At 62.8% G+C, this 26,047-nt stretch carries 21 protein-coding genes and 2 pseudogenes; 15 read left to right on the top strand and 8 right to left on the bottom strand.

Translation table 11 applies throughout. The features are described 5' to 3' along the window. The first annotated feature begins 11 nt into the window (after positions 1-11). The 7 genes from CWO89_RS05485 (at position 12) to CWO89_RS05455 (ending at position 6,597) form a co-directional block, all read left to right on the top strand. Positions 12-1,643, top strand: a complete 1,632-nt coding sequence (locus CWO89_RS05485; RefSeq protein WP_130577622.1) for a molecular chaperone GroEL — start codon at positions 12-14, stop codon at positions 1,641-1,643. Between the two features lie 133 nt (positions 1,644-1,776). Continuing rightward, a complete protein-coding gene (locus tag CWO89_RS05480) occupies positions 1,777-2,271 on the top strand; it encodes a hypothetical protein (RefSeq protein WP_130577621.1) in 495 nt (164 codons plus the stop codon). A 121-nt stretch (positions 2,272-2,392) separates the two neighbouring features. After that, positions 2,393-4,435, top strand: coding sequence for a sigma-54-dependent Fis family transcriptional regulator (locus CWO89_RS05475; RefSeq protein ID WP_245475743.1), 2,043 nt, complete (start codon positions 2,393-2,395; stop codon positions 4,433-4,435). A gap of 14 nt (positions 4,436-4,449) precedes the next feature. After that, complete coding sequence (locus CWO89_RS05470) at positions 4,450-4,899, top strand: hypothetical protein (protein WP_130577619.1); 450 nt, start codon at positions 4,450-4,452, stop codon at positions 4,897-4,899. Continuing rightward, positions 4,896-5,219, top strand: coding sequence for a hypothetical protein (locus CWO89_RS05465; RefSeq protein ID WP_130577618.1), 324 nt, complete (start codon positions 4,896-4,898; stop codon positions 5,217-5,219). The genes CWO89_RS05470 and CWO89_RS05465 overlap by 4 nt, the downstream gene beginning before the upstream one ends. Before the next feature lie 8 nt (positions 5,220-5,227). Continuing rightward, positions 5,228-6,343: a WD40 repeat domain-containing protein gene (locus CWO89_RS05460; RefSeq protein ID WP_130577617.1), complete on the top strand. Its 1,116-nt coding sequence runs from the start codon at positions 5,228-5,230 to the stop codon at positions 6,341-6,343. 20 nt (positions 6,344-6,363) lie between these two features. After that, a complete protein-coding gene (locus CWO89_RS05455; RefSeq protein WP_245475742.1) occupies positions 6,364-6,597 on the top strand; it encodes a hypothetical protein in 234 nt (77 codons plus the stop codon). 14 nt (positions 6,598-6,611) lie between these two features. Here the strand turns inward: CWO89_RS05455 and CWO89_RS05450 are convergent. From CWO89_RS05450 to CWO89_RS05420, 6 genes and pseudogenes are all read right to left on the bottom strand, one after another. After that, positions 6,612-7,606 (bottom strand): annotated as a pseudogene (locus CWO89_RS05450) (Bug family tripartite tricarboxylate transporter substrate binding protein). Between the two features lie 31 nt (positions 7,607-7,637). Further along, a complete protein-coding gene (locus CWO89_RS05440) occupies positions 7,638-8,777 on the bottom strand; it encodes a mandelate racemase/muconate lactonizing enzyme family protein (protein WP_130577614.1) in 1,140 nt (379 codons plus the stop codon). Positions 8,778-8,786: 9 nt separating this feature from the next. Next, a complete protein-coding gene (locus CWO89_RS05435; RefSeq protein WP_130577613.1) occupies positions 8,787-9,749 on the bottom strand; it encodes an NAD(P)-dependent oxidoreductase in 963 nt (320 codons plus the stop codon). Beyond that, entirely contained in the window at positions 9,742-10,647 is a 906-nt protein-coding gene (locus CWO89_RS05430; RefSeq protein ID WP_130577612.1) for a fumarylacetoacetate hydrolase family protein, read from the bottom strand. The genes CWO89_RS05435 and CWO89_RS05430 overlap by 8 nt, the downstream gene beginning before the upstream one ends. Before the next feature lie 15 nt (positions 10,648-10,662). Beyond that, positions 10,663-11,802: a mandelate racemase/muconate lactonizing enzyme family protein gene (locus CWO89_RS05425; protein WP_130577611.1), complete on the bottom strand. Its 1,140-nt coding sequence runs from the start codon at positions 11,800-11,802 to the stop codon at positions 10,663-10,665. A 59-nt stretch (positions 11,803-11,861) separates the two neighbouring features. Beyond that, entirely contained in the window at positions 11,862-12,830 is a 969-nt protein-coding gene (locus CWO89_RS05420) for a Bug family tripartite tricarboxylate transporter substrate binding protein (protein WP_130577610.1), read from the bottom strand. A 78-nt stretch (positions 12,831-12,908) separates the two neighbouring features. Here CWO89_RS05420 and CWO89_RS05415 point away from each other — a divergent pair, with 78 nt between their 5' ends. Beyond that, complete coding sequence (locus CWO89_RS05415) at positions 12,909-13,643, top strand: GntR family transcriptional regulator (protein ID WP_245475741.1); 735 nt, start codon at positions 12,909-12,911, stop codon at positions 13,641-13,643. 49 nt (positions 13,644-13,692) lie between these two features. On the opposite strand, the pseudogene CWO89_RS05410 reads toward CWO89_RS05415, so the two are convergent. Continuing rightward, positions 13,693-14,522, bottom strand: a pseudogene (locus CWO89_RS05410) (IclR family transcriptional regulator). A 153-nt stretch (positions 14,523-14,675) separates the two neighbouring features. Next, positions 14,676-15,590: a dihydrodipicolinate synthase family protein gene (locus CWO89_RS05405; protein ID WP_130577609.1), complete on the bottom strand. Its 915-nt coding sequence runs from the start codon at positions 15,588-15,590 to the stop codon at positions 14,676-14,678. A gap of 242 nt (positions 15,591-15,832) precedes the next feature. On the opposite strand from CWO89_RS05405, the gene CWO89_RS05400 reads away from it, so the two are divergent. The 7 genes from CWO89_RS05400 to CWO89_RS05370 all read left to right on the top strand — a co-directional run. Then, positions 15,833-17,170, top strand: coding sequence for an MFS transporter (locus CWO89_RS05400; RefSeq protein ID WP_245475740.1), 1,338 nt, complete (start codon positions 15,833-15,835; stop codon positions 17,168-17,170). Positions 17,171-17,239: 69 nt separating this feature from the next. Beyond that, positions 17,240-18,397, top strand: coding sequence for an ABC transporter substrate-binding protein (locus tag CWO89_RS05395; RefSeq protein ID WP_130577608.1), 1,158 nt, complete (start codon positions 17,240-17,242; stop codon positions 18,395-18,397). Positions 18,398-18,452: 55 nt separating this feature from the next. Further along, positions 18,453-19,334 carry a branched-chain amino acid ABC transporter permease gene (locus CWO89_RS05390; RefSeq protein ID WP_130577607.1) on the top strand — a complete coding sequence of 294 codons (882 nt, stop codon included), beginning with the start codon at positions 18,453-18,455 and terminating at the stop codon, positions 19,332-19,334. Continuing rightward, on the top strand, positions 19,335-20,333 hold the full coding sequence (locus CWO89_RS05385; protein WP_130577606.1) for a branched-chain amino acid ABC transporter permease: 999 nt from the start codon (positions 19,335-19,337) through the stop codon (positions 20,331-20,333). Further along, complete coding sequence (locus tag CWO89_RS05380) at positions 20,317-21,813, top strand: ATP-binding cassette domain-containing protein (RefSeq protein WP_130577605.1); 1,497 nt, start codon at positions 20,317-20,319, stop codon at positions 21,811-21,813. Before CWO89_RS05385 ends, CWO89_RS05380 begins: the two co-directional genes overlap by 17 nt. 102 nt (positions 21,814-21,915) lie before the next feature. After that, positions 21,916-23,325 carry an FAD-binding oxidoreductase gene (locus CWO89_RS05375; RefSeq protein ID WP_207234405.1) on the top strand — a complete coding sequence of 470 codons (1,410 nt, stop codon included), beginning with the start codon at positions 21,916-21,918 and terminating at the stop codon, positions 23,323-23,325. 380 nt (positions 23,326-23,705) lie between these two features. Next, positions 23,706-26,047: TonB-dependent receptor (locus CWO89_RS05370; RefSeq protein ID WP_130577603.1), on the top strand; the 2,342-nt coding region annotated here is incomplete at its 3' end.

Here is a 26,047-nt window from a genome sequence, read left to right as displayed (position 1 = left end):
AGTAAAACGCTATGCCGAAAGTTCTGCTGCATGACATAGAGGCCCGACGCGCTCTCGCACGCGGAGTCCAGAAGCTCGCCGCCGCGGTCGAATCGACACTCGGTCCCAAGGGCATGAACGCGATGGTCGACCGGCCGATTGGCACACCCATCGTATCGCGCGATGGCGTCACCATCGCGTCTGAAATCGAATTGCCCGACCGCTTCGAGAACATGGGCGCGCAGGTGGTGCGCGAGGTCTCGATGCAGACCAACGCAGTCGCCGGCGACGGTACGACAACGGCGATGGTGCTCGCAAACGGCCTGATTCAAGGCGGGGTGGCAGCCCTGGAGCGCGGCGCCAAATCGGTTGATCTCTGCAAGGGTATTGATCGCGCCGTCGAGGTCGTTGTCGAGACCCTGAAGAGTTCGGCAATTGGCGTGTCGGACCGCAAGACGCTGCAGGCGGTGGCGACGATCGCGTCGACCGACTCCCATCTGGGCGATCTAATCGCGGAGGCGGTGGAGCGTGTCGGCAAGGACGGCATCATCAGTTCCGAGTACGGGGTGACGACCAGCACGACGCTCGAAGTCGTCGAAGGCATGTCGTTCGACCGCGGTTACATCTCCCACCACATGGTGACCGATGTCGAGAAGATGGAAGTGGTGCTGGATCAGCCCTACATCCTTCTGACCGACCTGAAAATCAAAACGCCGGGCGAGCTGTCGGCGGTGCGCGCGGCGGTCGCCCCGACCGGGCGGCCGCTTGTCATCGTCGCTGAAGAGGTTGCGCCCGAAGTCGTCGTTACGCTGCTTGGCGATGGCAACCGTGGCAAGGTGCTGGTGGTCAATCCACCCGACTATGGCCACTGGCGCAAGGCGATGATGGACGATCTCGCCATTATAACAGGGGGACGGGTAATCGCTCGCGAGCTTGGTGGCAAGTTGGAAGAAACCAGCCTTGCCGATCTCGGAACCGCGCGGCAGGTTCGGGCAAGTGGGCGCGAAACGGTGATCATTCGCGGCGGTGGCGACGACGCGGCGATCGCGGCGCGGCGCCAGCAGGTGGCCAAGCAACATGATCTGGCACCACCCAACATCGAGCAGGACAAGCTCAAGGAGCGGCTGGCGAAGCTCTCAGGCGGGACGGCTGTGATCCTTGCGGGTGGCGTCACGCCCGTCGAGCAAAAACGGACGATCCAGTTGATCGACGATGCGCTCAGTGCGGCGCGTGCTGCAGCCGAGGAGGGCATCGTGCCGGGTGGCGGCACCGCATTGGCGCAGTGCGCGCCGGTGGTCGTGCGTACGCTCGGCAACGTCAATGGCGACCTCGGCGAAGGCATCAAGTTGGTGCGCGAAACACTATCCCGTCCCGCCGCATTCATCGCCCGGAACGCGGGCTATGATGCGGAGAAAGTCGTGGCCGATCTGCTGAGCGCACCGGCGGGCGTCGGATTCGATGCCGCGAACGGTGTCTTCATCGACATGGTTTCAGCAGGGATCGTCGATCCGGTGCGGGTGACTTATACCGCGCTTCGAAACGCGGCTTCCGTCGCCACGCTGGTGCTGACCACCAACACGCTTGTTGCCGACGTGCCGGAGCACCTCGATCCGACACAGGGACCGGCACTGGGCGGAGGGGCAGAGAAGCTTGGGCGTGCATGAGGGCTTTGGGATCGAACGATTGGACGGTGACAACGATCGAGAACGGGCTACAATCTTAAGAGCTCCGGCGTGAGCCGAAGGAGGTGATGCACAACCTCCACGGCCATCCGACCAACCGGGGCGGGAGGAAAACATGGTCCACATCATTTCCAAGCGCGACGGTCCGCACCGGGAAGAGGTGGCGGCGAAGGACTTCATTCAGAAGAACCGCACCAAGATCGACGCGATCGCCAATCATCTGACGGCTGGGCGCTGGCAGGAATTGCGCAATCCCGCCCCTGTTCCGCAGCCCCAGCCATCGGGCAAGCTCTGGTTGACGCCGCCAGGCCGCCCCAGAGAGATGGAACCCTATGTACGGATCAGTCTTAACGGCCGTGTCGTGATCGCTGATCTCGCATCGGGGCGACAACTCCATTTTGTCGGCGAACTGCGCGGAAAGGGCCAAGCGCGATACTTCGCTCTGGCCACGCGCGAGAACGGAATCTTCGATCCGCTGGATGAGGAGCTCTGCAAGGTCCTCGCCGACCTTGAGGGAGTGAGTGTGCCCGACGAGGTGTCCGAGGAGCGCCTGGAACAGGTTATCGCCCGCCGTCTCGGGTTGGATGCGATCGCCAAAAGCGTCGAATGATCTCCGTAAACCGAACCTGTGGGGATGACGATCCCGATTAGGTCCGATTCAGGTCGCTTCTGCCGATCGGGTTGCTGTTTGCCAACGTACGTATGGTGCTCCAATGCTGACGGAAACGCTCATGGCTAAGCCGCCGTTCTCCCTGGAAGGCTACAAAGTTCCGGGCGCCACGGACGCGGAGCAGGGGCGGCCATACGATGAGCGAGAAACCAACAGGGCGTGGGAAAACTTTCTGACGTTCGGAGACCTCAGGCGTGAGAACGCACCGGTGCGAGGCCTCATCGAGGACTCTTGGCAGCGCAGTGTCAAGTCCGGGGTCAATGCTCATGGCAACGGCAGCAATCTCGTCGCCTCGCCGGACGATCTTTACGAACTGCGTTTGAAGAATGATGACTTGCTTGATTCGAGCGCGGAGACCTTTCGCCGCGTCGCGCAGGTGCTTGGCGACGCGGCCACGATGGTGGTCATCACCGACAGCAATGGCGTCGTGCTGGACGTGGGGGGCGATCAGCGGACGATTGATGCGGGCCACGATATTCGCCTGGAAATCGGCGCCGCCTGGGGCGAGACGATCACCGGCACCAACGGCATCGGCACAGCGCTCGTCACCGGAAAACCGGTTCATGTCCATGCGGCCGAGCACTTTTCCGAGGGCATCAAGGCATGGACCTGCGTCGGCAGTCCCATTCGCAGTCCGATCGACGGCAGCATTATCGGCATCGTCGATTTTTCCGGACCCCAGGCGATCTTTCACCGGCATAATGTGGCGCTGGCGGTCGTCGCGGCCAATCATATCGAACTTGCGCTCTCGGAAAAGATTCGCATCGAGAGAATGCGGCTGCTCGAGGCGAGCATTTCTCGAATGCCCGGGATGAACAGCGCTGACGGCGTCGTAATTCTTGATCGGTTCGGCAGGGTTGTTCATCACAACGACATGGCGTCGGTCCGCTGGCGGCGGATTGCGCAGTCGCAGGACTTGAGCATCGGAACGCAGCTAATCCCAAGCAGCGAGGGCTTCTTGGCTAGAGAGCTTGCGAATGGACTGCCCGAGGAACTGCGCGAGCAGCGGATCGAGCCGTTGGTGGTCGACGGGGTGGTGAAGGGCGCGATGCTGGTGCTCGCATCGAGGCCGCGCGTGAATCCTGCCGCATTCCAAATGTCGCCGGTAGCCCACGCGGCACTCATGTCGGCTAAGGAAGCAATTGTCGGATGCAGTGAAGCATTGCTGCAAACCGTCGAGAAGGTTGAGCGGGCGGCGCTTGGCCGGACGGCAATTCTGCTTGAGGGCGAGACGGGGGTCGGCAAGGAACTATTTGCGCGCCTGGTTCACGCCGCCAGCCAGAAGACGGGTAAGGAGCCCTTCATTGCCTTCAATTGCGGTGCGGTATCGAAAGAGCTTCTCGGCGGCGAATTGTTCGGCCATGCGCCAGGCGCCTTCACCGGCGCCACGCGCGAGGGGAGGCCTGGACGGTTTGAGTTTGCCAATGGCGGCGTGCTCAGCCTCGACGAGATAGGCGAGATGTCACTGGATCTGCAGCCTTATCTGCTCCGCGTGCTGGAAGAGCGCGCGGTATACCGGCTCGGTGAGAGCAAGCCGCGCCCGGTGGACGTCCGGCTCGTAGCGTCGACCAATCGGAACTTGAAGCAGGAAGTGGCGGAGGGACGGTTCCGAAAAGATCTGTATTTCCGGATCGGTGTCGTCAAATTTATCATCCCGCCGCTTCGCGAGCGCTTGGGCGACGTCGAGATATTGATCGATCATTTCAATAGACAGTTCGCCGCGACCTATAGCACCGAACCGCTGCGTTTCGAGGCAGCCACGATGGAATTGCTGCGGCGCTATAGCTGGCCGGGAAACGTTCGCGAACTGCGCAATCTGATCGAGAACCTTGTGCTGATGACGCTCACCGGCATCGTCACCCCCAGGGACTTGCCGGAGGATTTCCGGGAAGCTGCGGCTCAGACACCCTCGGCGCGCTCGCCGGCGGAGCATGACCCAGCGTCGGGAGGCGACGAGATCGCGCGCTTCGACGAGATGGAGCGTCGGGCCATCGAGAGGGCCGTCGCAAACGCTGGCGGCAACATTGCCGCCGCCGCCGAAAAGCTGGGGCTTTCGCGTGCCACGCTGTATCGCAAATTGCATCAATACCGTTCGCGGACCTGAGGATAGGGCCAGGCATGCCGACTGTCTGGGATGAACAGAAGGGCGAAGGAGAGCCGGTCGCGGCGGCGACGGTGGCGTCGCAGATCCTTGCGCGCGCGGACAGCGACGTGACCTTCATGGTGCACCTGATCGGCGAAAGCCAAAATCTCCTGGTTCGGCATTTCGTCGTGTTCATCGAGACCGAACTTGCAAGGCGCGGCATCAGTTACGGCGCACATCCGCTACTGCGTCCCTTCATCGAAACGCATGCACGCGAGCTGACCGATTTCGTCTTGCAGGGTATCGGCTTGCGGCATCAGTTCGGCCTGCGGACGCTGGAGACGATGGCCGGCGATCCGGCGCGGTTGCTGAGGGTCGATCTGTGGGACTCGCTGCAATCTCACATCAATGATGCGCAGCAACACTTCGTGTCCGGTGTCGGTGGCCTGCAGCGAATCCTGGTTCAGATCGAGACGGATTCATGAGTGGCGATTCTCCGACGCTTGTGGAAATGCTGAAGCAGCGGTTGCTGGTCGTTCAGGAGATATCGTCCGCGCAATCGCGCAATCTTCTGAACCGTCAGCTTGGCGGCGGGGCGGAATTCGAGATTCAGCGGATCGAGCGGGAGATTGCGGCGACAGGCGCCTCGCATGCGCTCGCCGCGGCCCTCGAGGACGCGCGTGGACGTTTGCAAAACGCAAATGCCAAAATGGCGGTATGCGATGCTCATTGCGCCGCGCTGGAGCGACGCCTCGAAGAACTGGACGGGTGGATTGCCGCCGCAGGTGAGCGCATTCGAATGTGAGGCGATCGATGGACACGATGGAAGCAGAGACCGCAACGCTCTATGAATTGCTTGGACGGCACTGGACTTTGGGCGCGCCCGTTACCAGTGTGGCGTTCGACCCCGCGGGACAGATGGTTGCGTTCGCGCTCGCCGATGGTGCATTGGCGATAGCTCCCCTGACTGACATCGAGCCGCCGCAGGATCGCTGTCGTATCGCGCTCGACGGAGGCCGGGCAACGATTTCACCGCGACGGAAACCGGTGCCACCGTTGACGAAAGTCGCAATCAGTGATGCTCCATTTCATCTCGCCCCGCTCGGGACTTCGGGCTTCATCGCAAGTGATCGCAGCCGATTGTTCAGCGTGTCGGCATCCGGTGTCACACAGCTAGCCGCAAATCATGGTTCCCCGATTGATCTCGTAGCGCCGGTGCAGGCTGGCGGCATCCTGGCTGCCTCTGGCGGGTCGGTCATATCTTATGACTCCGATGGCAACGTCGGCTGGCTCCAGGAGCGTGCGGGAGGAAATGCATCGGCAATCGCCGTATCACGGGATAGTCGGCGCTTTGCGATGGGAGTCGACGGCTGTCTGCTCATTCGTGCCTTCGGGCCACGACCCGAGCCGGCGGCCTCATTCGAGTTAGGCTCCATCTCAACCTTGTCATGGAGCCCCGACGGAAGCTGGTTGGCCATATCAGCCGCAAAAACGGGCATTGTGTTGCTGCGCCTTGCCGATGCGCGGATCGTCCGGATTCCTGGCTATCCCACGAGCGTTGCGTCTCTTTCGTGGAGTGCAGACTCTCGCGTCCTTGTTACGAGCGGAGCCTATCGGATGATCGCATGGGACGTTTCCAGCCTCGACGACGCCAGCGAACAGCCGGTCAACCTCGCGACCGGCCGCGCCAGATTTGTCCTCGTCGAGGCGGTGGATATGCACCCGGAGCGTCGGCTGGTCGCAGCAGGTTATGGCGACGGCATGGTCGTTGTCGCAAGGATCGGAGAAGCCGACGAACTGGTCGTCAAACAGCCCGGTCGAGGTCCTGTCCACGCCTTGCAATGGTCCCGCGATGGTCAGCATCTTGCAATTGGAACAAGCGACGGGGAGGCGGCGATCGTGACGTTTCCGCCGAACGTTTTCAAATAACCGGACCCGGTTTAAACGGCTTGATCTGGCTGCAGGCGGAGAGCCGTGCCGCAATCATCAGGAGGAAAATCATGACAGCTACTCGATCGCCAAATGAAGCCGAAAGCAAAGACCAGTTCTTCAAGGAACTGGCGGAGCTTTCCGAGCGGATGATCGCCGCGCATGGAAAGGAGTTTTCGATGGGCGCTCTGGTGCTGGCCGCAAGGTTCATCGCCGAGAATAAACCGTTCGAGCGAAGCGCAGTAACACAGTGACGTGCAACGAAAACTTACTCCGGCTGAATATTGGCGTCCTTCACGACCTTGGCCCACTTCTGGATCTCGCTGCGAATGTGATCCGCGAATTGCGAGGGTGAGCCGCCAACGGGGTCGACGCCCTGATCCTGGAATCGACGCTTGACGTCGTCCATCCCGAGGATCGCATTCAGTTCTGAATTCAGCTTGCGGACGATCTCCGGCCGCATCCCGGCGGGGCCGACGATGCCGAACCAGACGGTGACCTCGTAACCGGGAACGCCGGCTTCCGAAACCGTCGGAACGCTTCCCGTAAGCGTCGAGCGTGCCGTGCTGCTGACGCCGAGCGCGCGCAACTTGCCGGCATTGACCTGCGGCAGCACGTTTGGCGTATTGTCGAACGCCGCATCAATGTGATCGCCAAGCAGATCGTTCACCATCGGTGCGCTTCCCTTGTAGGGGACATGCACGATATCGATTCCGGTCATGCTCTTGAACAACTCCATTGAGAGGTGGTTCGACGAACCGATGCCCGTGGACCCGTAAGAGACCTTGCCCGGATTGTTTCGGGCGTAGTCGACGAAATCCTTGACCGAATGGATCGGCATGGCGGGTCTCACGACGAGAAGATTCTGCGTCTGACCCGCAAAAATCAGCGGCGTGAAGTCCTTTACGGTGTCGTAAGGCAGGCTCCTGTAAATGCTTGGGTTGGAGCCGAACGGAAACGCCACGCGAGCAGTGTATATCCGTCGGGTGCGGATTTGGCGACCGCGTCGGTCCCGATCAGCGTGCCGCCACCCGGCCGGTTCTCGACGACGACGGGAACGCCCCATGCCTCCTGAAGTTTTTGCGACACGATCCGGCCCAGCGTGTCGTTGAATCCGCCGGGTGGATAGGGAACGATGTAGCGGATCGTGTGGCTGGGGTAGGTGTCCGGATCGGCTGTTGCAGGCGCGACCGGGGTCTGCGCGGAGGCCGCGCTCGTCAACAGAAGCAGGAACGCGCCGCAGGCGAAGTAAGCAAGACGCATGGCGCGCGATTTGACTTCAGCCTGCAGCGGTTCAGACATAGCAGGGGCCCTCGATCAGCGGATGCGCGTTGATGAAAGCCTCGTTGATCTCGACCCCGAGGCCAGGTGTTTCAGACGGCTTGACGCAACCTTCGGCGTCGAGCGTGTACGGGACGCCGCCGACCTCGTCGCGGAACGGATTGTGCTTGGCGACGTCGCCCTCGAAATAGCCGGGGGCATCGACGGCCGCGAGCACGTTGATGGTTGCCGCCATGTTGATGCCGGTCGCGGAGGTGTGTGGATTGAAGGACAGTTTCCACGCATAGGCCATCCCGGCGATCCGCATCGCCTCGGTGACGCCGCCGGTCTTGGACAGATCCGGCTGCACAAAGCTGACGGCGCCATCCTCGATCAGGCGGGTGAATTCGAAGCGCGTGAAATGATTTTCGCCGGCCGCCAGCGGCGTCGAGCCGAGCGAGGCGGCGGTCCGGTACGAACGATAATCCTGCGCCGGGAACGGCTCCTCGAGCCATCCGATCTCTAGCTCGTCATAGGCCGGCATCACGCGGCGCACGTCATCGACCGTATAGCCGGTGTTGGCGTCGACCAGAATTTCTATGGTGTCTCTGACCGCCTCGCGGACCGCCGTGGCACGCGCTACGTCGTCGCGCGCATTGTCGCCGACGCGAAGCTTGATCGCCCTGTAGCCCTGCGCGACGTAGCCCAGCGCCTCCTGCGCCAGCGACTCCGGCGCCTGCCATCCAAGCGAGATCCCGCCCGCATAGGCCTTGATCGGCTTTGAGGCGCCGCCGAGCAGTCGGTACAGTGGCCAGCCTGCTGCCTTGGCGCGGATATCCCACAGCGCCAGATCGAGGCCGCTGAGCGCCATCGCGGCGGCGTAGCCCATGCCGTGGCTCGCCAACTGCATCTGGTAGACGCGCTGCCAGACCCCGACCACGTTCATCGCATCCATACCGACGACCAGTTCGGAGATCGTGGTGTCGATCAGCTTCGCGATCGCACCGGGGCAGCGGCCGTGATGGGCTTCGCCCCATCCGACGAGGCCCTCATCCGTCGTGACCTTGACCAACACCGCGTCGCGCTTCACGGCACGGCCGATGCCCAACCGGACGTTCTGGCCCCGCGGCACGGGATACGAGATCGGGACCGCCTTGATCGATGTGATACGCATTTTGAAACCTCAGACCGTCTTGTGTTCGGGATTGACGAGATTGAGCGGCTGCTGGCCGCGCAGGATTCGGAGCATTTCTTCGGCCGAGCCAACCGCCATCGCGCGGCCACTCGTGGCGGTGATCCCCGCGGTATGCGGCGTCAGCAGCAGGTTGGGACAATCGAACAGTGCATCGTCGGGCGGCAGCGGCTGGACATCGAACACATCGAGCGCAGCGCCGGCGAGCTTGCCTGACCGCAACGCGTAGATGATGGCGGGCGTGTCGACCACGGCGCCACGCGAGACGTTCACGAGGACGGATTGCGGCCGCATGTGCGCCAGCAGATCGTGGCTGACGAGCCTGCGCGTCTCGTCGGTCAATGCGCAGCAGACCACCACGGCGTTGCTCCGCGCGAACAGCTCCACGAGCGTGACTTCCTCGACATCAGGCGGCAGCGATCCCTTCCGGCGCGACGTGCCGAGCACAGTCATTCCAAAACCGTTGCTCGCGATGTTGGCGATGCGGCGCCCGATCGTTCCGACGCCGAGGATGCCGAGCGTCGTTCCGCTCAACTCGGTAAGGCCGTCCGCCATCGCGCGGCTGGTCGCCCAGCCTTCGGCGCGCATCAGCGCATCCACGCGCTGCAACGGCCGGCGCAGATGCATCAAGGCCGACATGACATATTCGGCCACCGCGCTGGTGTTACTCCCGGGCAGGTTCGCAACCGCGATGCCGCGTGCCGTGGCGGCTGCGACCGGGATGAAGTCGAGGCCGACGCCGTGACGGACGATACCCTTGAGGCGCGGCGCGTGATCGACGATGTCGTCGGGCAATTTCGCGCGCACGATGATGCCGTCGGCGTCAGCGGCGCATTGGCGCAGCGTCTCCGGCCTGGTGTCCGACGCGACGATCAGCCGAACGTGTGGGGTGAGAAGTGCCTCGCCATCGCGATGCATGGCGTTGGTCAAGAGGACGACAGGTTTCTCAGGCATCTGGCGCAGGCCCTTCGATGATTGGATTTTGCAGGCGGCCGAGTCCTTGGACCTCGACCTCGACGGTCGAGCCAGGCCTGAGCCACGCTGGTGGCTTGTGCAGCCCGGCCACGCCGGCCGGCGTGCCGGTGGCGATGATATCGCCGGGTTCGAGGGCCTGTTGCCGCGACAGATAGGAGACGAGGTCTGCGACATCGAACAGCATGTTCGCTGTTGACCCGGACTGCAGCGTGCGGCCGTCGACTTTCAGTGTCACGGTGAGCGCGTGCGGATCCGGCACCTCGTCGCGGGAGGCGAGGTATGGTCCGAAGGGGCCGAAGGTCGGGTAGTTCTTGCCGCGGTCGAAATGGCCGTCGGCCTTGATGATCTCGCTCGCGCTGACGTCGTTGAAGCAGCCATAGGCAACGACGTGATCGAGCGCGCGCTCTTTGCTGACGTTCTCGGCGCGCGTGCCGATCACGGCCGCGAGTTCCGCCTCGTAGGTGACGCCGCCAATCGTTGCCGGCAGCACGATGGGCTGTTCCGGCCCGATGATCGTCCGCGGTGCCTTCATGAACAGTACCGGTTGCTCGGGTGGCGCCATGCAGCGCTCAGCCAGCGCGTCGCGGTAGTTATGCGCGACGCCGAAGATGCGCCGCGGCGCCGGCAGTGGCGCCATCAGCGTGACCGCGTCGCGCGAAAGCCGTGCCGCTACCGCAAGGCCATGCACGTTAATGCGTTCCACGACTTTGGGCAGACTGGCCTCGATCAGGGCCTGCATCTGCGGCGCCGCGCCGCCGAGGGATTCGCGCATCGCCGGATGCGCCAGATCGACGATCGCATCGGCGTCACCGGTGCTGTTGCCCAGTAGCACGCCGGCGCGCGAAAAGCCTTGCTCGGTGAAGGTGACGAATTTCATGAACGGACCATCGATTCACGCCACACGGTAGCGGTCGATCACGCCGCGATCGATCTCGATGCCGAGCCCCCCGCCGGTCGGGACCGCGACCTTGCCCTTGACCTGAACGATCGGTTCGACCGCCAGATGGTCGCGAAATGGGTTTTCCTCCTGCTCGAATTCCAGCATCGGCGGCATCGGAAACAGGCTCGGCGGCTGGTTCGGGATCGATGCCAGGAAGTGGATGGTGGCGGCAAGGCCGACTGCGGAACCCCAGGCATGGGGCACGCATTCCACGCCATGCGTTGTAGCGAGTGTCGCGATCTTCTTGCATTCGGTGATGCCGCCCGCCGCGCAGACGTCCGGCTGCACGATGTCCATCGCCTTGCGCACGATGGCGTCGCGGAAGCCCCAGCGGGTAAATTCGTTCTCGCCGCCGGCGACTGCCATGTCGAGCGCGCGCGAAACCTCCACATAGCCGTCGATGTCTTCCGGCGAGATGGGCTCTTCGAACCACTCGATGTCGAGGTCTTCGAGCTTGCGGCCGAGATGGATCGCAGCGGGCACAGTGAAGCAATGATTGGCGTCGACCATCAGCTTGATCCCGGAGCCGATTGCCTCGCGTACGGCTTTCACGCGCTCGAAGTCGCGCTTGATCGATCCAAGCCCGATCTTCATTTTGATCGCCTTGAAGCCGGCCTCAACGTAACCCGTCGCTTCCTCGACGGCTTCATCGACCAGCCGGTCCATGTCGGTGAAGTAGAGCCCGGTGGCGTAGGCGTCGACCTCGGTGCGGAAGGCGCCGCCGATCAGCTTGTGCACTGGCTTGTTGCAGGCCTTGCCGATAATGTCCCAGAGCGCGATGTCGATGCCGCTGATGGCTGCGATCGACATGCCCTTTGGCCCGTAATCCTTGATCCGGTTGTAGAGGTCTTCCCAGATCACCTCGACGTCGAACGGATCGTGGCCGATCACGCGCGGGGCAAGCTGGGTCTCGATAAAGGCTTTTGCGACCGCCGATGGGCCGTAGCATTCGCCCCAGCCGACGATGCCGTCATTCGTTTCGATCTCGACCAGGCAGGTGCCGCGCGTCTTGTAGAGCCAGCCGCGCGAGGAGGTGAAGGGACGTTGCACCGGAGCGGCGACGACGTGACAGGTGATCTTCTTGATGGACAAGCGCGTGAACCTTGGTTGGAGAGTGTTGGGATTAAGAGCCGCGATTCCGCCGGACCCGCCTATTCCTTCGGAAAGACCTGTGACGCCACAGTGCCGAACGTGGCTGCGACGTTGTCGACTTCCTTGGTCAGCGCATCGCCGGTCATGTCGTCGACAAGGAACACGTTCTTCTTGGCGAATTCCTTGAAGCGCGGGTCCTGAATGGCGGCGCGGAACGCGGTGATCAGCTTGGTGCGGACGTCGTCGGGGAGGTTTGCCGGACCAACGACGTAAGCCATCTGGACGACGGGGCCATAGGGAAAGACGTCGTAGCCCTTTTCCTTGAAGGTCGGTACGTCCGGAAACATCTCCAGCCGCTCATTGGCGAAGATGCCGATCGGCTTCAGCAGGCCTTCCTGGATCTGGCCAAGTGTTTCCGAGGGCTTCAACACGCCGGAATCGACGTGCTGACCGAGCAGGTCGGCCACCACTTTCGATCCGCCGGTGTAGGGCACGTTGACGAAGTTCACGCCCGCCGCGCGCGCCGTCATCAAGGCGAAGATGTGGTTTAGATTGTAATTGCCGGGGGTGCCGATCGTGACCTTGTCGGGATTGCCCTTCATGTACTTGATGAAGTCGTCGAGCGATTTCTGCTCGGCCTTGGTCGAGACCAGGAGCATCAGCGGATCGGTCGAGACGCGCGCGATGTGGGTGAATTGCGCATTCGTCAGCGGCGCCTTGCCCTGCGCCATCAGCGCCAGCGTCGAGCTGGTCCCCATGCCCAGCGTGTAACCGTCCGGCGCGGCACTCGCGACCCGGCGCATGCCGATCACGCCGGTCGCGCCGACGACGTTTTCGATGACGATCTTGATCCCATGTTCGCGCAGAATCGGGTCGAGCGCCCGAGCCGCGACGTCATTTGAGCCGCCCGCGTTCCATGGCACGACGAAGGTGATGTCCCGCTGGGGAAAGCTCGATTGACCGTGGCTGGCGGGCGCCTGAAGCAGCGAGATCACGCAGGCCAGGGCGATCGCGGCGACTTTTTGCATGGTTGTGTTTCCTCCCATTTTGTTGTTTGTTATAACAAACATCGTCGGCAGGTCAAGCCTAGCGCCTGGCTGAGGGATTTGCGCGATGTCGCGCGCCGCGATACCGAGCGTTGTATGACGGCATTGAAACGAATCGAGCGTGAACCGCTGTGGGACCTCGCACACGCACAGTTGCGGGATGCGCTGCTGGCCGGGCGGTTCGAGCCCGGCACGGTCTTGACCTTGCGCTCACTGGCCGAAAGTTTCGGGACGTCGATCACACCGGTACGCGACGCCGTCACCCGTCTGGTGGCGCAAGGCGTGCTGCAACAGGGGCCGCGCAATTCAGCGATCGTGCCGCACCTGTCCCGCCGCGAGCTTTCGGACCTGACGGTGGTGCGTTGCGCCCTGGAAGGGCGCGCAGCGCGGGAGGCCGCGTTGCACCGGCATGACGATGCCACGCTGCGAAAGCTGCAAGAGCGGCTTTCGACGATGCAGTCGCTGATCGCTGCGCGCAAGCTCGAGAGCTACCTCGAACATCACCGCAAGTTTCACTTCGGCATCTATGCGATGTCGGGCATTCCGCTACTCGTCGAGACCATCGAGAACATGTGGCTGCGCTGCGGGCCGGTGTTGTCCTACGTGATCCCCGAATACGTGGTCCTGCTGAAGGGCTGGGATCATCACACCGCGGCGCTGAAGGCTATCGTCGCAGGCGACGCCGATGGCGCCGAACGCGAGATCGTCGCCGATATTAGCGACGCCGCGCACTACCTCGCGAGTCTTGCAGACTCGACGGGACAATTGAGGCGACCGTCGCTAGTCACCTCGTAGCTGCGCGCGGCACCGCGGACCGGCGAAGATGGAGGGTGAAGTCCTTCGATCAGGCGCCACGTTCGCCTTGTGCGGTTCCTGCCGCGGACCGTTGACGACGTTTGGGGGTGTTGCGCTCCGGCGCAGCGTCTGCGGCCCGGCCGTGCGAGTCAGGCTGGTAGCCCAGGCGGATCGACAGCAGCTCGGCGTGCGTCATCACGGTCCGGGCGAGTTCTGGCACCCATTCAGCCGTAACGCGCCGGCTCGGACCGCTCACGCTGATCGCCGCGAAGACGCGGCCTGCACTGTTGCGGATCGGCGCGCGACACAGCGCAGCTCCGGCTCATGCTCGCAATCGTCCACCGAATAGCCGCGGGACCTGATTGCCGCGAGCTCGGTCTTTAGCCGCTTCGGCTCAACGATCGTGCTCGGCGTGAAACGAGGCAGGCCGGCGCGGATGACCCGGTCGATCACGGCGTCGCTCTGGAATGCGAGCGCCGCCTTACCCACGCCCGTCGAGTGACAGGGCGAGGCTTCCATCGTGATGACGGTGTTGTGCGGGCGGGCAGCAATTTGGCTGCGGCGATTGACGAAGACCATTTGCGCGCCGTCGAAGATGCAGAGATGCACATCCTCGCCACTGAGCTTGGCAAGCGTATCGACGAAAGGCGGCGCCTCGCGATACAGCGGAAGGTTCATGAGTGCGCTGCCGCCGAGCTCGAACAGTTTTATGCCAAGGCGGTAGCGATCGCGGCTCGCGTCCTGTTCCAGGAACCCGACGCTGCGCAGGCTATCTACAATGCGATGAACGGTGGTGCGCGGCAGGCCGGTGCGGCGCGCGATCTCGACAACGCTCAGCTCGGGGTCGGTCGAGGAGAAGGCCTCCAGGACCTCGAGCATCTTGAAGAGCGACTTCACGCTCTGTCGACTGCTGTCGACGCTAGTCATGTCGGACCTTTCGGGTGGCGTCACCACGCAATATCCAGGACGCGAACCATATCCGACTTAGACGGAATCGGGCGCGGCGGCAATGCCGCGCCCTTTGTCGTGTGCTCACTCGGCCGCGACCAGCCTCACGCCGCCTTCGACCTCGAGCAAAGGCTTGAGCGCAGCAGCGATCGCGTTCTTCTGCCGGCTGGTCGGAGCCGGCATCGGCTGCCGCGGAAGCCCGCTCGGCGATCCCTGGAGGGTGAGGGCATGCTTCACGCAGGCCGGGAGATTGTCGCCGACGATCGTGTTCCAGAACCGCAACAGGCGCTTGTGGATCTCGATCGCGGTGGCGTGGTCGCCGCGCTGGACCGCGTTCCACAGTGCCACGCAGGCGCCGGGCACTGCAGCCGGGTTTGCGGCAATCGTGCCATGCGCGCCGAGCGCGAAGGATGGATAGAGCAGCGCATCGACCGCCGTCAGCACGACCTTGCCCGCGGGCACGTCGAGCAAGAGATCGGCCATCAGCTTGAGGTCGCCGGCGCTCTGCTTGACGCCGATCACGCCGGGCAGCTCGTTCATGATCCGCAGCAGCAGCGCAGGGCTCAGGTAGTTCCAGGGCACGACGTTGTAGATGATGACCGGCTGCTTGACCGACTCGGACAGCGTCTTGAAGTGGCCGACCGTCGCATCCTCGTCTGGCTTGAAGAGATAATGCACCGGCGTGATCTGGAGCGCGGCGACGTCGACCGATTCAATGGCACGGGCGCGGGCAATCGCTTCGCGGGTCGAGTTGGCGATGATGCCGGCGACGAGCGGCACCTTGCCGTTCAGCTCCTCTGCGCAGGCCTCGATCAAGCGCCGGAATTCGTCGGTGGTAAGCGTGTGACCCTCACCAGTGCTGCCGCCGACGCAGACGCCATGCACGCCCTTCTCAAGCAAGAACTTCACCTGGCGACGGAAAGCCTTTTCGTCGATGTCACCGTTCTGATCGAACGGCGTGGTGAGGGGCGGAATGATCCCGGTAATCTTTGCTGGCACGTTATCCTCCTTTATTGTCCGGAATGTGGACATTTTGTATGCCAAATGCGCGCAGGACGTCAAGCGTGTTCGCTCAAGCGTGTTCGCTGAAGCATCGACACATGCGTTAAATGTGCGGGATGGCTAGCGATCCGGCGGAAAAATCCTCTTGACATGTGGAATAAGTCGCTGCTCTTGTTGTCCGCAATACGGACAAAAGTCCAGGCAGGAATGTCTTCCTGCCGAAGCCGGAGGACGACGTCATGAGCGGAATGGTTAGGTCGATCGGGTCCAGCCGGGTGGCAGACCAAGCGGCCGCTTCGATCAAGCGTCGGGCCTCGGGCGACATCCGGAAGGTTGCTGTGGCGAGCGCCATCGGCAACATGATCGAGTATTACGACTTCACGCTCTACGCGACCGCGACCGCGCTCGTCTTCAACAAGATCTTCTTCCCGAGTTCCGATCCCTTGGTCGGATCGCTGCTCGCTTTCGCGACATTCTTCGTGGGCTATTGTGCAAGGCCGCTCGGCGGCGTGCTGTTCGGCCATTTCGGAGACCGCGTCGGCCGAAAAACGGCGCTGCTCATCACTATCCTGATCATGGGACTTGGGACTTTCCTCATCGGACTCATGCCGACCTATGAGCAGGTCGGTGTGTTAGCGCCGATCTGTCTCATCGGGCTGCGGCTGTTGCAGGGAATTGGCATCGGCGGCGAATATGGCGGCGGCATGGTGATGACGGTGGAGCATGCGCCGGCCGACCGGCGCGGTTTCTTCAGCTCGCTCGTCCATATCGGCGTGCCCGCCGGATTCCTGATCCCGATCGCGCTCTTGGGAATCCTGTCGACCTCCATGAGCGAGGTTGACTTCCTCGCCTGGGGCTGGCGGATCCCGTTCCTGTTTTCGATCGTCCTCGTCGGGATCGGGCTCTTCATCCGCTTCAAGATCTCGGAGACGCCGGCGTTCAAGCGCGTGCTGAGCGAGGAGGGGGCTGCCAGCGTGCCGGTGGTCGAGGCGGTCCGCAATCACAAGGGTAACATCCTGTTCGGCATCGGTGCCAAGGTCGCCGAAAGCGGGCTGTTCAACATCTACGCCGTGTTCGCGATCACCTACTGCAAGACCAAGCTCGGGCTGCCGAGCCAGACAATCCTGAACGGCGTGCTCGTCGGCTGTGCGCTCGAATGCCTGACGCTGCCGCTGTTCGGTGCGCTGTCGGACCGGGTCGGTCGTCGCGCCGTCTATGTCGGCGGCATGATCTTCCAGGCCGCGCTCGCGCTCGTCTTCTTCCAGATGCTGAACACCGGGCACACCGGCATGATCTGGCTCGCGATCGCGCTAGGTCTCGCGCTTGGTCATGGCTCGGTCTACGGCGCGCAAGGCGCCTACTTCTCGGAGCTGTTTCCGGCGCGCATCCGCTACAGCGGCCTCTCGCTCGTGCAGCAGCTCGGCCCGATCCTCGGCGGCGGCCTCTCGCCGCTGATCGCAACCGCACTCCTTGCCGAGTACGGCTCGGCCTATTGGGTGGCCGGCTACATGGTCGCGATCGCGCTCCTCTCGGCCGCCTGCACCTTCGGCCTCCGTCCGCTCCGCTCGGACAACTGAGCCAATCTCGCTCGCAAAGCCAGCCGCTCGAGACGAGGCGGCATCGCAAAACCAAGTGAGGAAACTGCCATGGTCTCTACCTTGCGCTTCTCTCGACGCAGTCTGATCAAGGGCATTGCTGCCGTACCGCTCGCAATGCCGACGATCCTCGGCCGCGCACACGCCGCCGATCCGATCCGCATCGGCATTTCCGGACCGATGACGGGTCAGTTCGCCCAGAACGGCCAGTGGATGAAGAATGGCGTCGCGATTGCGGTGAAGCAGATCAACGACAAGGGCGGCATCAAGGGGCGCATGATCGAGGTACGCATCGCCGACGATCTCGGGCCGAACCCAACTGCGGCGGCAAATGCCGTTACCAAGCTCGCGACCCAGGACGAGGTCGTGGCACTGGTAGGTCCGCACTACACGCCGGGCATCCTGCCGAACCTGCCGCTGCTTGCGAAATACAAGATCCCGTGCCTGACGGGCGCAACCGGACCTGTCGTCACCCAGCAAGGCAGCCCCTGGGTGTTTCGCGTCCGCCTGAATGATGCGATCGGCGCGGACCTTCTGGTCAAATACGTCACGGAAGATCTGCAATGGAAGAAGATCGGACTTGGCTACGTCAACACGGCCTTTGGGCAATCCGGCATTGGCGTGGTCAAGGCCTCCTTGACCAAGCGCGGCGTCGAGCCTGCGCTGGTGCAGGCCCACACCGACGCCACCAAGGATTACACCTCGCAGATTTTGGCCTTTCAGCAGGCCGGTGTCGACGGCATCATCGTCTGGACCGATGATCAGCCGGCGGGGCTCATTGCCAAGCAGAGCAAGACCCTCGGCGTGAAATTCGGCATCGCCGGCAACACGGCATTCTCGCAGCCGATCTTCCTCGGCCTCGCCGGAGAGGGCGCCGACGGATGCATGGCGATCGGCGAGTTCGTCAAGGACGATCCCGACGAGCGGGTGCAGAGCTGGAAGAAGCTCTATTCGGCGGCTCATCCCGGTGACGAGCCGGAGCTCTACGCCACGGTCTATCACGACGCGGCAAAGCTGATCATCGCGGCGATGGAGCGCGCCGACGCCATTACGGGCGAGGGAATCCAGCAGGCGCTGACCGCGATCCGTGACTTCCCGGGCATCGTCACGCGCTATGGCTGGACCGGCAACGGCGATATGACCCATTCCGGCATCATTACCAAGGTCGCCGGCGGCAAGCCGGAGATCGTCAAGGCCATCAGCAGCTAACGAGCGTGCGCCGCCGCCGGGCCTCCGGTGGCCGGCACCGTGACGGGATCTTACGATGTTGCAGACTTTTATTCAGATCGTGTTGGTGGGATTGGCGATCGGCGCGGCCTATGCGCTGGTGGCGCTCGGCTACACGCTGATCTGGAATGCGGTCTCCCTGGTCAATTTTGCTCAGGGAGACCTCGTGATGCTCGGCGCCTTCGTCTCGGTCGGCTGGCTCGCCAATCGTCTCGGGATGCCGCTGTGGTTGAACCTCGTTACGATGCTGGTGATCCTTGGCATCTTCGGCGCCGCGCTGGCTTGGGGAATCTACCATCCCTTGCGCAACGCGCCGCAATTGTCGGCGATCGTGGCAACGCTCGGCCTGTCCATGGCGTTGCAGAATATCGCCGTGATCATCTGGGGACCGCAGCCTCTCAACTTCGCTGGCCCCCTGGGCACGACCTCTGTGCAGTTGTTCGGCTCCACGATCTACGCGCAGTATCTCGTCATCCTGGCGGCGCTCGCCGTGATGATGGCGATCCAGCACACGCTGTTTCAGCATACGGCGCTCGGTCGCGCAATGCGCGCCACCGCGCAGGACGCTGAAGCTGCGCGGCTGATGGGCATTCCCACCGCCCGCATCATCGCTTTCATCTTTGCGTACGCTACCATGCTCGCAGCCTTGGCGGGCTGGCTGATCGCGCCGCTGTCTTACGTATCTTCCGACATGGGCGTTAACCTGTCGCTCCGTGCCTTCGCAGCGACCATCCTCGGCGGCTTCGGCTCGATCCCCGGCGCGCTCGTCGGTGGCCTGATCTTCGGCGTCATCGAGTCGGCGGGATCCTTCTACATCTCGTCGGAATATATCGACGTGATTGCGTTCGGCGTCTTGATCGCAGTTCTGATGTTCCGCCCGCAGGGCATTTTCGGCGAACTCGAACTGGAGCGTCCATAAATGACCGTCGACGGAAACACGCTGACGATGCGTACGCTCGCCCTTCTGGTGATCGGCGTTGCGATCCTTTGCGGCCTCGTCCTGCCGCAATTCCTGTCGGTGTATTATCTGCAGGTCGCAGACGTGACATTGATCAACATCCTCTTGGTCCTCGGGCTCAATTTTATTCTCGGCTTCGGCGGCCAGATGTCGCTCGCACAATGCGCATTCTTCGGCATCGGGGCGTATGGATTCACGCTGCTTCAGGCCGCAGGCATGCCGGTGCCGGTCGCCGCGATCGGCGCGATCGCAATCTCCGCCGCGGTGGGGATGGCGCTGGGCTGGCCGACATTGCGGCTGAAGGGGCACTACCTCGCCCTGTGTACGCTGGCTTTCGCGCTGATCGTCGAGCGGCTGCTGGTGAACTGGGAGGGACTGACCAACGGCGCCAACGGCATCACCGCAATCCCGGGCATCGGGCTTGCCGGTGAGAACGACAAGATGCTGTGGGTGTTGCTCGCGATCGTCGCTTGCGCCTATCTGCTCCAGGTCTGGATCGCCAATGGTCCGCTGGGTCTGCGCATCCGCGCGCTGCGCGACGATCCGCTGGCGGCGCAGGCCATCGGCGTCGACATTTCGCGGCTGAAGATCATGCTGTTCGTGATCTCGGCCGCCTATGGAGGTCTTGCCGGCATCTGCTACGTGCTGCTGCGCGGCTATATCAGCCCCGATGTTTTCTCGTGGCAGTCGACCTTCTCCTACCTCGCCATGGCGGTGGTCGGCGGCCTCGGCAGCCCCCTTGGCGCCGTGCTCGGGGCCATCCTCTATACCTTCGTGCCGGAGCTGTTGCGCTTCATGCAGGAATACTACTTTGCCGTCTTCGGCGTCATGGTCATCCTCGTGATCACCTTCTTCCCTGCCGGTCTCTCCGGACTGGTTCTCTCCGCCTTCCGCAGTCTTCGCCGGCGCGAAAAATCCTATGCACGATCGGACGTGACGCATCATGAACGCGCTGCTTGAGCTCTCCGGCGTCACCAAACGCTTCGGCGGCCTGACGGCGCTCGAAGACGTATCGCTCACCGTCGCGCAGGGCACGATCCATGCCGTGATCGGCCCCAACGGCTCGGGCAAGACCACGCTGTTCAACATCATCAGCGGCATCTATACGCCGACCGGAGGCGAGGTGCGCTTCGAAAGCGCCGTCGTCACGTCGAAGCCGTTGCACCAGCTCGCGGCAATGGGGCTGGCACGCACATTCCAGAATACCCGCCTGTTCGGCTCGATGACTGTGCGCCAGAATGTCCTTGCCGCGCGGCACGGCAGGGCTCATCCGTGGCGCTTCGACCAGGAAAACGCACGCCGGGTCGACGAGATCATTGCGTTCGTCGGGCTTGCCGACGTTGCCGATGCGAATGCCGCCTCGTTGCCGCAGGGACAAAGGCGGTTGCTCGAAATCGCCAAGGCGCTCGCGCTGGAGCCGCGCCTCGTGCTGCTTGACGAGCCGCATGGAGGTCTCAACCACGCCGAGACCGCGCGCCTGATCGAGGTGATCCGCCAGATGCATGCGCGCGGGATGACGATCCTCTTGATCGAGCACGAGATGGAAGTAGTGATGACGCTCGCCGACCGGATCACTGTGCTCAATTTCGGCAAGGTGCTGGCCGAGGGAGCGCCGGCCGAGATCCAGCGCAACGACGCCGTCATCGAGGCCTATCTCGGCCGTGCCGACCGCGAGGCGGAGCTCCATGAACAGGTCGGCCGCGCGAGCGAAGGCACCGGCGCGCCGCTGCTTGAGGTCTCCGATCTCGTGGTCCGCTACGGTGACATCGAGGCGGTCCGGCAGGTGTCGCTGAAGGTCGGTGTCGGCGAGTTCGTGGCGCTGCTCGGCAACAACGGAGCAGGCAAATCCTCCACGCTGAAGGCGATCGCGCGTCTGGCGCAGGCATCGGGCTCGGTGCGCTTCACAGGTCAGGAGCTGATCAGGGAGCCGACCGAGCGTCTGGTCGGAATGGGACTGGCGCTCGTTCCCGAGCGCCGGCGGCTGTTCGGCGGATTGACAGTCATCGAGAACCTCAAGATCGGCGCCTATGGGCGACCGCACGGTGAACTGGCGGGATTGATCGAGGAGATGCTCGAACTGTTCCCCAACCTCAAGCGCCTGTCGGCATCGCTGGCCTTCTCGCTCTCAGGCGGAGAGCAGCAGATGCTCGCCATTGCCCGCGCATTGATGAGCCGTCCGCGTCTGCTGCTGCTCGACGAGCCGTCGCTCGGACTTGCTCCGCTGCTGGTCGAGCAGGTTTTTGGCAAGCTCGTGGAAATCAATCGGCAGGGGACGGCGATCCTGCTGGTGGAGCAGAATGCCCGCATGGCGCTCGCCGTCGCCCACCGCGGTTATGTGCTGAGCTCGGGACGTATCGTTGCCGAGGGAAGCGCCGCCGAGGTCGCGCGCGATCCCCGCCTGATGGGCGCCTATCTCGGCCACGGCGAGGCCGCCGAATAAGCTAGCGGGCTGGATTTGGTGCTCACGAGAGCCGTCGCCGTCGCGGCTTGAAAGGCGGATCGCCGTGGTGCAGATGGAGGCCGGGTCACAATGGAGGCCGACATGAACGCCCACACCCTGCCGCGCCCAACAACGGAAGTCATCGCCGCTGTGCGCGCGAGGCTCGCTGAACGCCTGGGCGCGCGTGTCACGGTCTCGCAGGCGGTGGTCGACCAGCACAGCCACGGCGAAGGCCTGCCGGCAGTCGGTGTGCCCGATCTCGTGGTCTTTCCCGAGACCAACGAGGAGGTCGCCTTCGTTCTCGCGCTGTGCAACGAACACCGCGTGCCGGTCACGCCCTTTGGCGCGGGGTCTTCGCTGGAGGGCCAGCTTGCAGCTCTTGCCGGCGGCGTGTCGCTCGATATGACGCGCTTTGACAAAATCCTGGAGGTCACACCGGACTCGCTCGACTGCCGGGTCCAGGCGGGCGTGACGCGCGAAGCCCTCAACGCGCATGTCCGCGACACCGGCCTGTTCTTTCCGGTCGATCCAGGAGCCAATGCCTCGATCGGCGGCATGGCCGCCACGCGGGCCTCCGGCACCAATGCGGTGCGCTATGGCACGATGCGTGAGAACATTCTCGGCCTCACCGTCGTCACGCCCGATGGCCGCATCGTCCGCACCGGCAGCCGCGCGCGGAAGTCATCTGCTGGCCTCGATCTCACCCGTCTCTATGTCGGCAGCGAAGGAACGCTCGGCGTCATCACCGAAATCCAGCTCAAGCTTTACGGCCAGCCGGAGACGATCGTTGCCGCCGTCTGCCAGTTTGCCTCGCTTGAAGGTGCTGTCGCCGCTGTCGTGACGGCGCTGCAATCCAATCTGAAGATGGCGCGCATTGAACTGCTCGACGAGGTGCAGATGCGCGCCGCAATCCGCTATTCGAAACTGGATTATGTGGAGACGCCGACGCTCTTTCTCGAGTTTCACGGCACGCCGAACGGAGTGCGCGAGGAAGTGGAGATGATGCAGGCGATAACAGCGGATCACGGCGGCGGCGCGTTTCAATTCGCCGAGCGGCCGGAAGACCGGACGCGGTTGTGGAAGGCGCGCCACAATTCCTATCAAGCGGTGATGGCGCTTGAGCCCGGTAAGGCCAATATGGGTACCGATGCCTGCGTGCCGATTTCGGCGCTGCCGGCCTGTCTGCTGGAGACCAAGGCGGACATTGTCGCATCTGGCCTGACGGCGCCGATCGTCGGCCATGTCGGTGATGGTAATTTCCATCTCGGAATCCTGTTCGATCCGAAGGACGCGCAAGAGACTGAGCGCGCCGAGGCGCTCGCCTTTCGCACCGCGCGCCGAGCCATTGCGATGGGAGGCACATGCTCAGGCGAACACGGCGTAGGGCTGCACAAGATCGTGCACATGCAAACGGAGCACGGTGAGGGGGTGGCGCTCATGAAGGCGGTAAAGACGGCGCTGGACCCGAGAGGAATCATGAATCCGGGAAAGATCTACCCGTTGAGCAACTGATTTCCCGCGCGCGCTGTTTGAAGACACCACGCTCTTTCCGCCGAATCTTTGGAAGCGAGTTCGGGAGATGTGGCTGCCACAACTTCCCAAATATTCATGGAAAGAATTCCCGAAGCTCCTGCTGAGAACGGCGTGCGAACATTCTCGGTCACGGAATCATCATGGACCAACCGTGCTTATCGCGCGCATGGCGCATATTCTTTAGAACGATTTCAAAGAATGCATGATGTTGTTTCATCGTTGTTAGACAGGCTCTGCGAGCAATTCGCCGCAACAGCATCGCGAGCTTAGATCATTTCTATTGGGCGTTTCTCCACCCCCTGCAGAAGCGCGTGTTAGGACGAATCCAGGGACCTGCAAGTTGCCTGGGGGTGTTAGGCATGACGTATGACGTCGGGGCGAGAAATGTTCTGCGTGCTGTTGCGCTGGGAGCGGCGAGTTACCTCGCGCTTTCCTTGGATTTTTTGGACAGTCAGAAAGTATTTGCACAAGGAAATTTGCCGCCCGTCACCGTAGACGCACCAACGAGATCAAGGGTGCGACAGACGAGCCAGAGGCCGCAGACCTCCACGACACGCGTGCAAAGGCGCGTTGCTGCCCCGGCTCCTCGCCGGGTAGAGCCGGTCCCGTATGCGGTGCCTTCGACGGGAACGCTTGGCGCGCCGCCCGCTCCCTATGCCGGTGGACAGGTCGCAACAGGCGGAAGCCTAGGACTGCTGGGCAACCGCAGCGTGATGGATACGCCGTTCAACCAGACCAGCTACACGGCGGAGCTGATTCAGAATCAACAGGCGCGTACTATCCGCGACGTTTTGGCGAACGATCCTTCCGTCAGAGTGGTGCAGGCGGCGGGCGGTGGCGCCGATAGCCTCTTCATCCGCGGCTTCTACTATGACAGTTGCGATTACGCGTTGAACGGACTTTACGGAATCGCACCGTGCTATTCTACCGGTGCGAACTTCATAGAGCGGGTCGAAGTGCTGAAAGGGCCGAGCGCGGTGCTCAACGGCATGACGGTCGGAGGCACCGGTGTCGCAAGCGGCGGCGCCGTCGGCGGCAGTGTCAATCTCCTCACCAAGCATGCGCCCGACGTCGATATTACGCAGCTCACCGGATTTTACATTTCGAAGTCTCAGTTTGGCGAGGCCATCGACGTCAGTCGGCGCTACGGCGAGCACAAGGAGTGGGGCGTTCGGCTAAACAGCACCTATCGCAACGGCAATACGCCCTGGAACCGCCAGAACGACGAACTCGGCAATGTGGTGCTGGGCCTCGACTATCGTGGCGAGAACGCGCGCATGGCGGTCGATATCGGTTACCAGGCCGACGTCCTGCATCCGCCGTTGCGGTTCTTCACCATCGCTCCAACCACGACCTTCATTCCTCCACCGCCGAAGGCCGGAACCAATTTCCAGGTACCTTGGGCGTTCTATGAGCCGACGGACTTTTTCTCGACCGCGAGAGGCGAGGTCGACTTGACCGACTGGATGACCGCGTACGCGTCGTTCGGTTATCACGACAGCAACATCAACTATGCCTATCCGTCGCCTATTCTCACCAACGCGACGCGAACGGGAGCACTCCAGGTGGGCGACCTGGCTTCGAACCCGTTCACCGGAAAGGAGACATTCGAGACCTTTGCGGGCGAAGCCGGTGTTCGCATCAACGCGGATACGGGCCCGATCAATCACGCGATCAACGTCGGTTACTCAATCAACGATCGAACCTATAGCCAGCGCGTTCTGACGCCCCCGGGCGGCGGCACGATCTTCTGGAACCTCTACACCGAGCCGACCAATATTCCTCGTCCCAATTTCACTGTGGTCGGCGCCAATCAGCTCACCGGCGTCAACCTCTGGAGCGTCGGTGTTTCCGACACGATGTCATTCCTGAACAAGCGCGTTCAGCTAACGGTTGGCGTCCGTCGTCAGACCGCAGGAAGCGAGGTCACTAATTTTCTTACGCCCGCGTCAAGCAGGCCGGAGAGCGACGCTTCGGTATGGACGCCGGCTTACGCAATCGTCGTGAGACCGGTCGAGAACATCTCGCTCTATGCGAACTACATCGAAGGTCTTCAAACACCGGTCGTCGTGTCCGGCGCGTTTTCCAACGTGGGAACCGTGTTTCCACCGGCTCAAACCAAGCAGGCCGAGGCGGGCGTGAAGATCGATACAGGTCGTCTCACCACGACCATGAGCGTATTCGACATCTCTCAGCCGAGCATCATTGCGGTGCCTGGGCTGCCGCAACCCTCGCAGCAGCTCAACGGCGAGCAGCGCAACCGCGGTGTAGAACTCAACGTGTTCGGCGAGATCACGCCCGAGCTTCGATTGCTGGGTGGCGTAGCCTTGATCCGAGGTCAACAGGTCAGAACGCCTGGCGGTCTCACCGATGGCAGAACGGCCATCGGCGTGCCGGCCGTCACTGCGAACATCGGTGCGGAGTGGGACACGCCGTTCGTGCGCGATCTCACGCTGACGGGGAGGGTGATCTACACCAGCTCGCAATATGTCAACGTGACGAACACACTCACGCTGCCGGAATGGACGAGGGTGGATCTCGGCGCGCGATACACCTTCACGTCTCCCTGGAACGGTAAGCCGATCGCGGTTCGTGCCAGCGTCGAAAACGTCTTCAACGAGGCCTACTGGGCATCCGCTTATAGCGGCGTGATCACGCTCGCCGCTCCGCGCACGTATCTGCTGTCGACGACGTTCAATTT

The sequence above is a fragment of the Bradyrhizobium sp. Leo170 genome, assembly GCF_004296405.1.
GTDB lineage: Bacteria > Pseudomonadota > Alphaproteobacteria > Rhizobiales > Xanthobacteraceae > Bradyrhizobium.
Note: the sequence above shows the minus strand (reverse complement) of the source record. Positions and strands in the feature narration are given on the sequence as shown.

Coding starts and splice junctions, on each gene's coding strand:
- CWO89_RS05485 (WP_130577622.1), top strand. CDS start 12: ATGCCGAAAGTTCTGCTGCATGACATAGAGGCCCGACGCGCTCTCGCA.
- CWO89_RS05480 (WP_130577621.1), top strand. CDS start 1,777: ATGGTCCACATCATTTCCAAGCGCGACGGTCCGCACCGGGAAGAGGTG.
- CWO89_RS05475 (WP_245475743.1), top strand. CDS start 2,393: ATGGCTAAGCCGCCGTTCTCCCTGGAAGGCTACAAAGTTCCGGGCGCC.
- CWO89_RS05470 (WP_130577619.1), top strand. CDS start 4,450: ATGCCGACTGTCTGGGATGAACAGAAGGGCGAAGGAGAGCCGGTCGCG.
- CWO89_RS05465 (WP_130577618.1), top strand. CDS start 4,896: ATGAGTGGCGATTCTCCGACGCTTGTGGAAATGCTGAAGCAGCGGTTG.
- CWO89_RS05460 (WP_130577617.1), top strand. CDS start 5,228: ATGGACACGATGGAAGCAGAGACCGCAACGCTCTATGAATTGCTTGGA.
- CWO89_RS05440 (WP_130577614.1), bottom strand. CDS start 8,777: ATGCGTATCACATCGATCAAGGCGGTCCCGATCTCGTATCCCGTGCCG.
- CWO89_RS05435 (WP_130577613.1), bottom strand. CDS start 9,749: ATGCCTGAGAAACCTGTCGTCCTCTTGACCAACGCCATGCATCGCGAT.
- CWO89_RS05430 (WP_130577612.1), bottom strand. CDS start 10,647: ATGAAATTCGTCACCTTCACCGAGCAAGGCTTTTCGCGCGCCGGCGTG.
- CWO89_RS05420 (WP_130577610.1), bottom strand. CDS start 12,830: ATGCAAAAAGTCGCCGCGATCGCCCTGGCCTGCGTGATCTCGCTGCTT.
- CWO89_RS05400 (WP_245475740.1), top strand. CDS start 15,833: ATGAGCGGAATGGTTAGGTCGATCGGGTCCAGCCGGGTGGCAGACCAA.
- CWO89_RS05395 (WP_130577608.1), top strand. CDS start 17,240: ATGGTCTCTACCTTGCGCTTCTCTCGACGCAGTCTGATCAAGGGCATT.
- CWO89_RS05390 (WP_130577607.1), top strand. CDS start 18,453: ATGTTGCAGACTTTTATTCAGATCGTGTTGGTGGGATTGGCGATCGGC.
- CWO89_RS05385 (WP_130577606.1), top strand. CDS start 19,335: ATGACCGTCGACGGAAACACGCTGACGATGCGTACGCTCGCCCTTCTG.
- CWO89_RS05380 (WP_130577605.1), top strand. CDS start 20,317: ATGAACGCGCTGCTTGAGCTCTCCGGCGTCACCAAACGCTTCGGCGGC.
- CWO89_RS05375 (WP_207234405.1), top strand. CDS start 21,916: ATGAACGCCCACACCCTGCCGCGCCCAACAACGGAAGTCATCGCCGCT.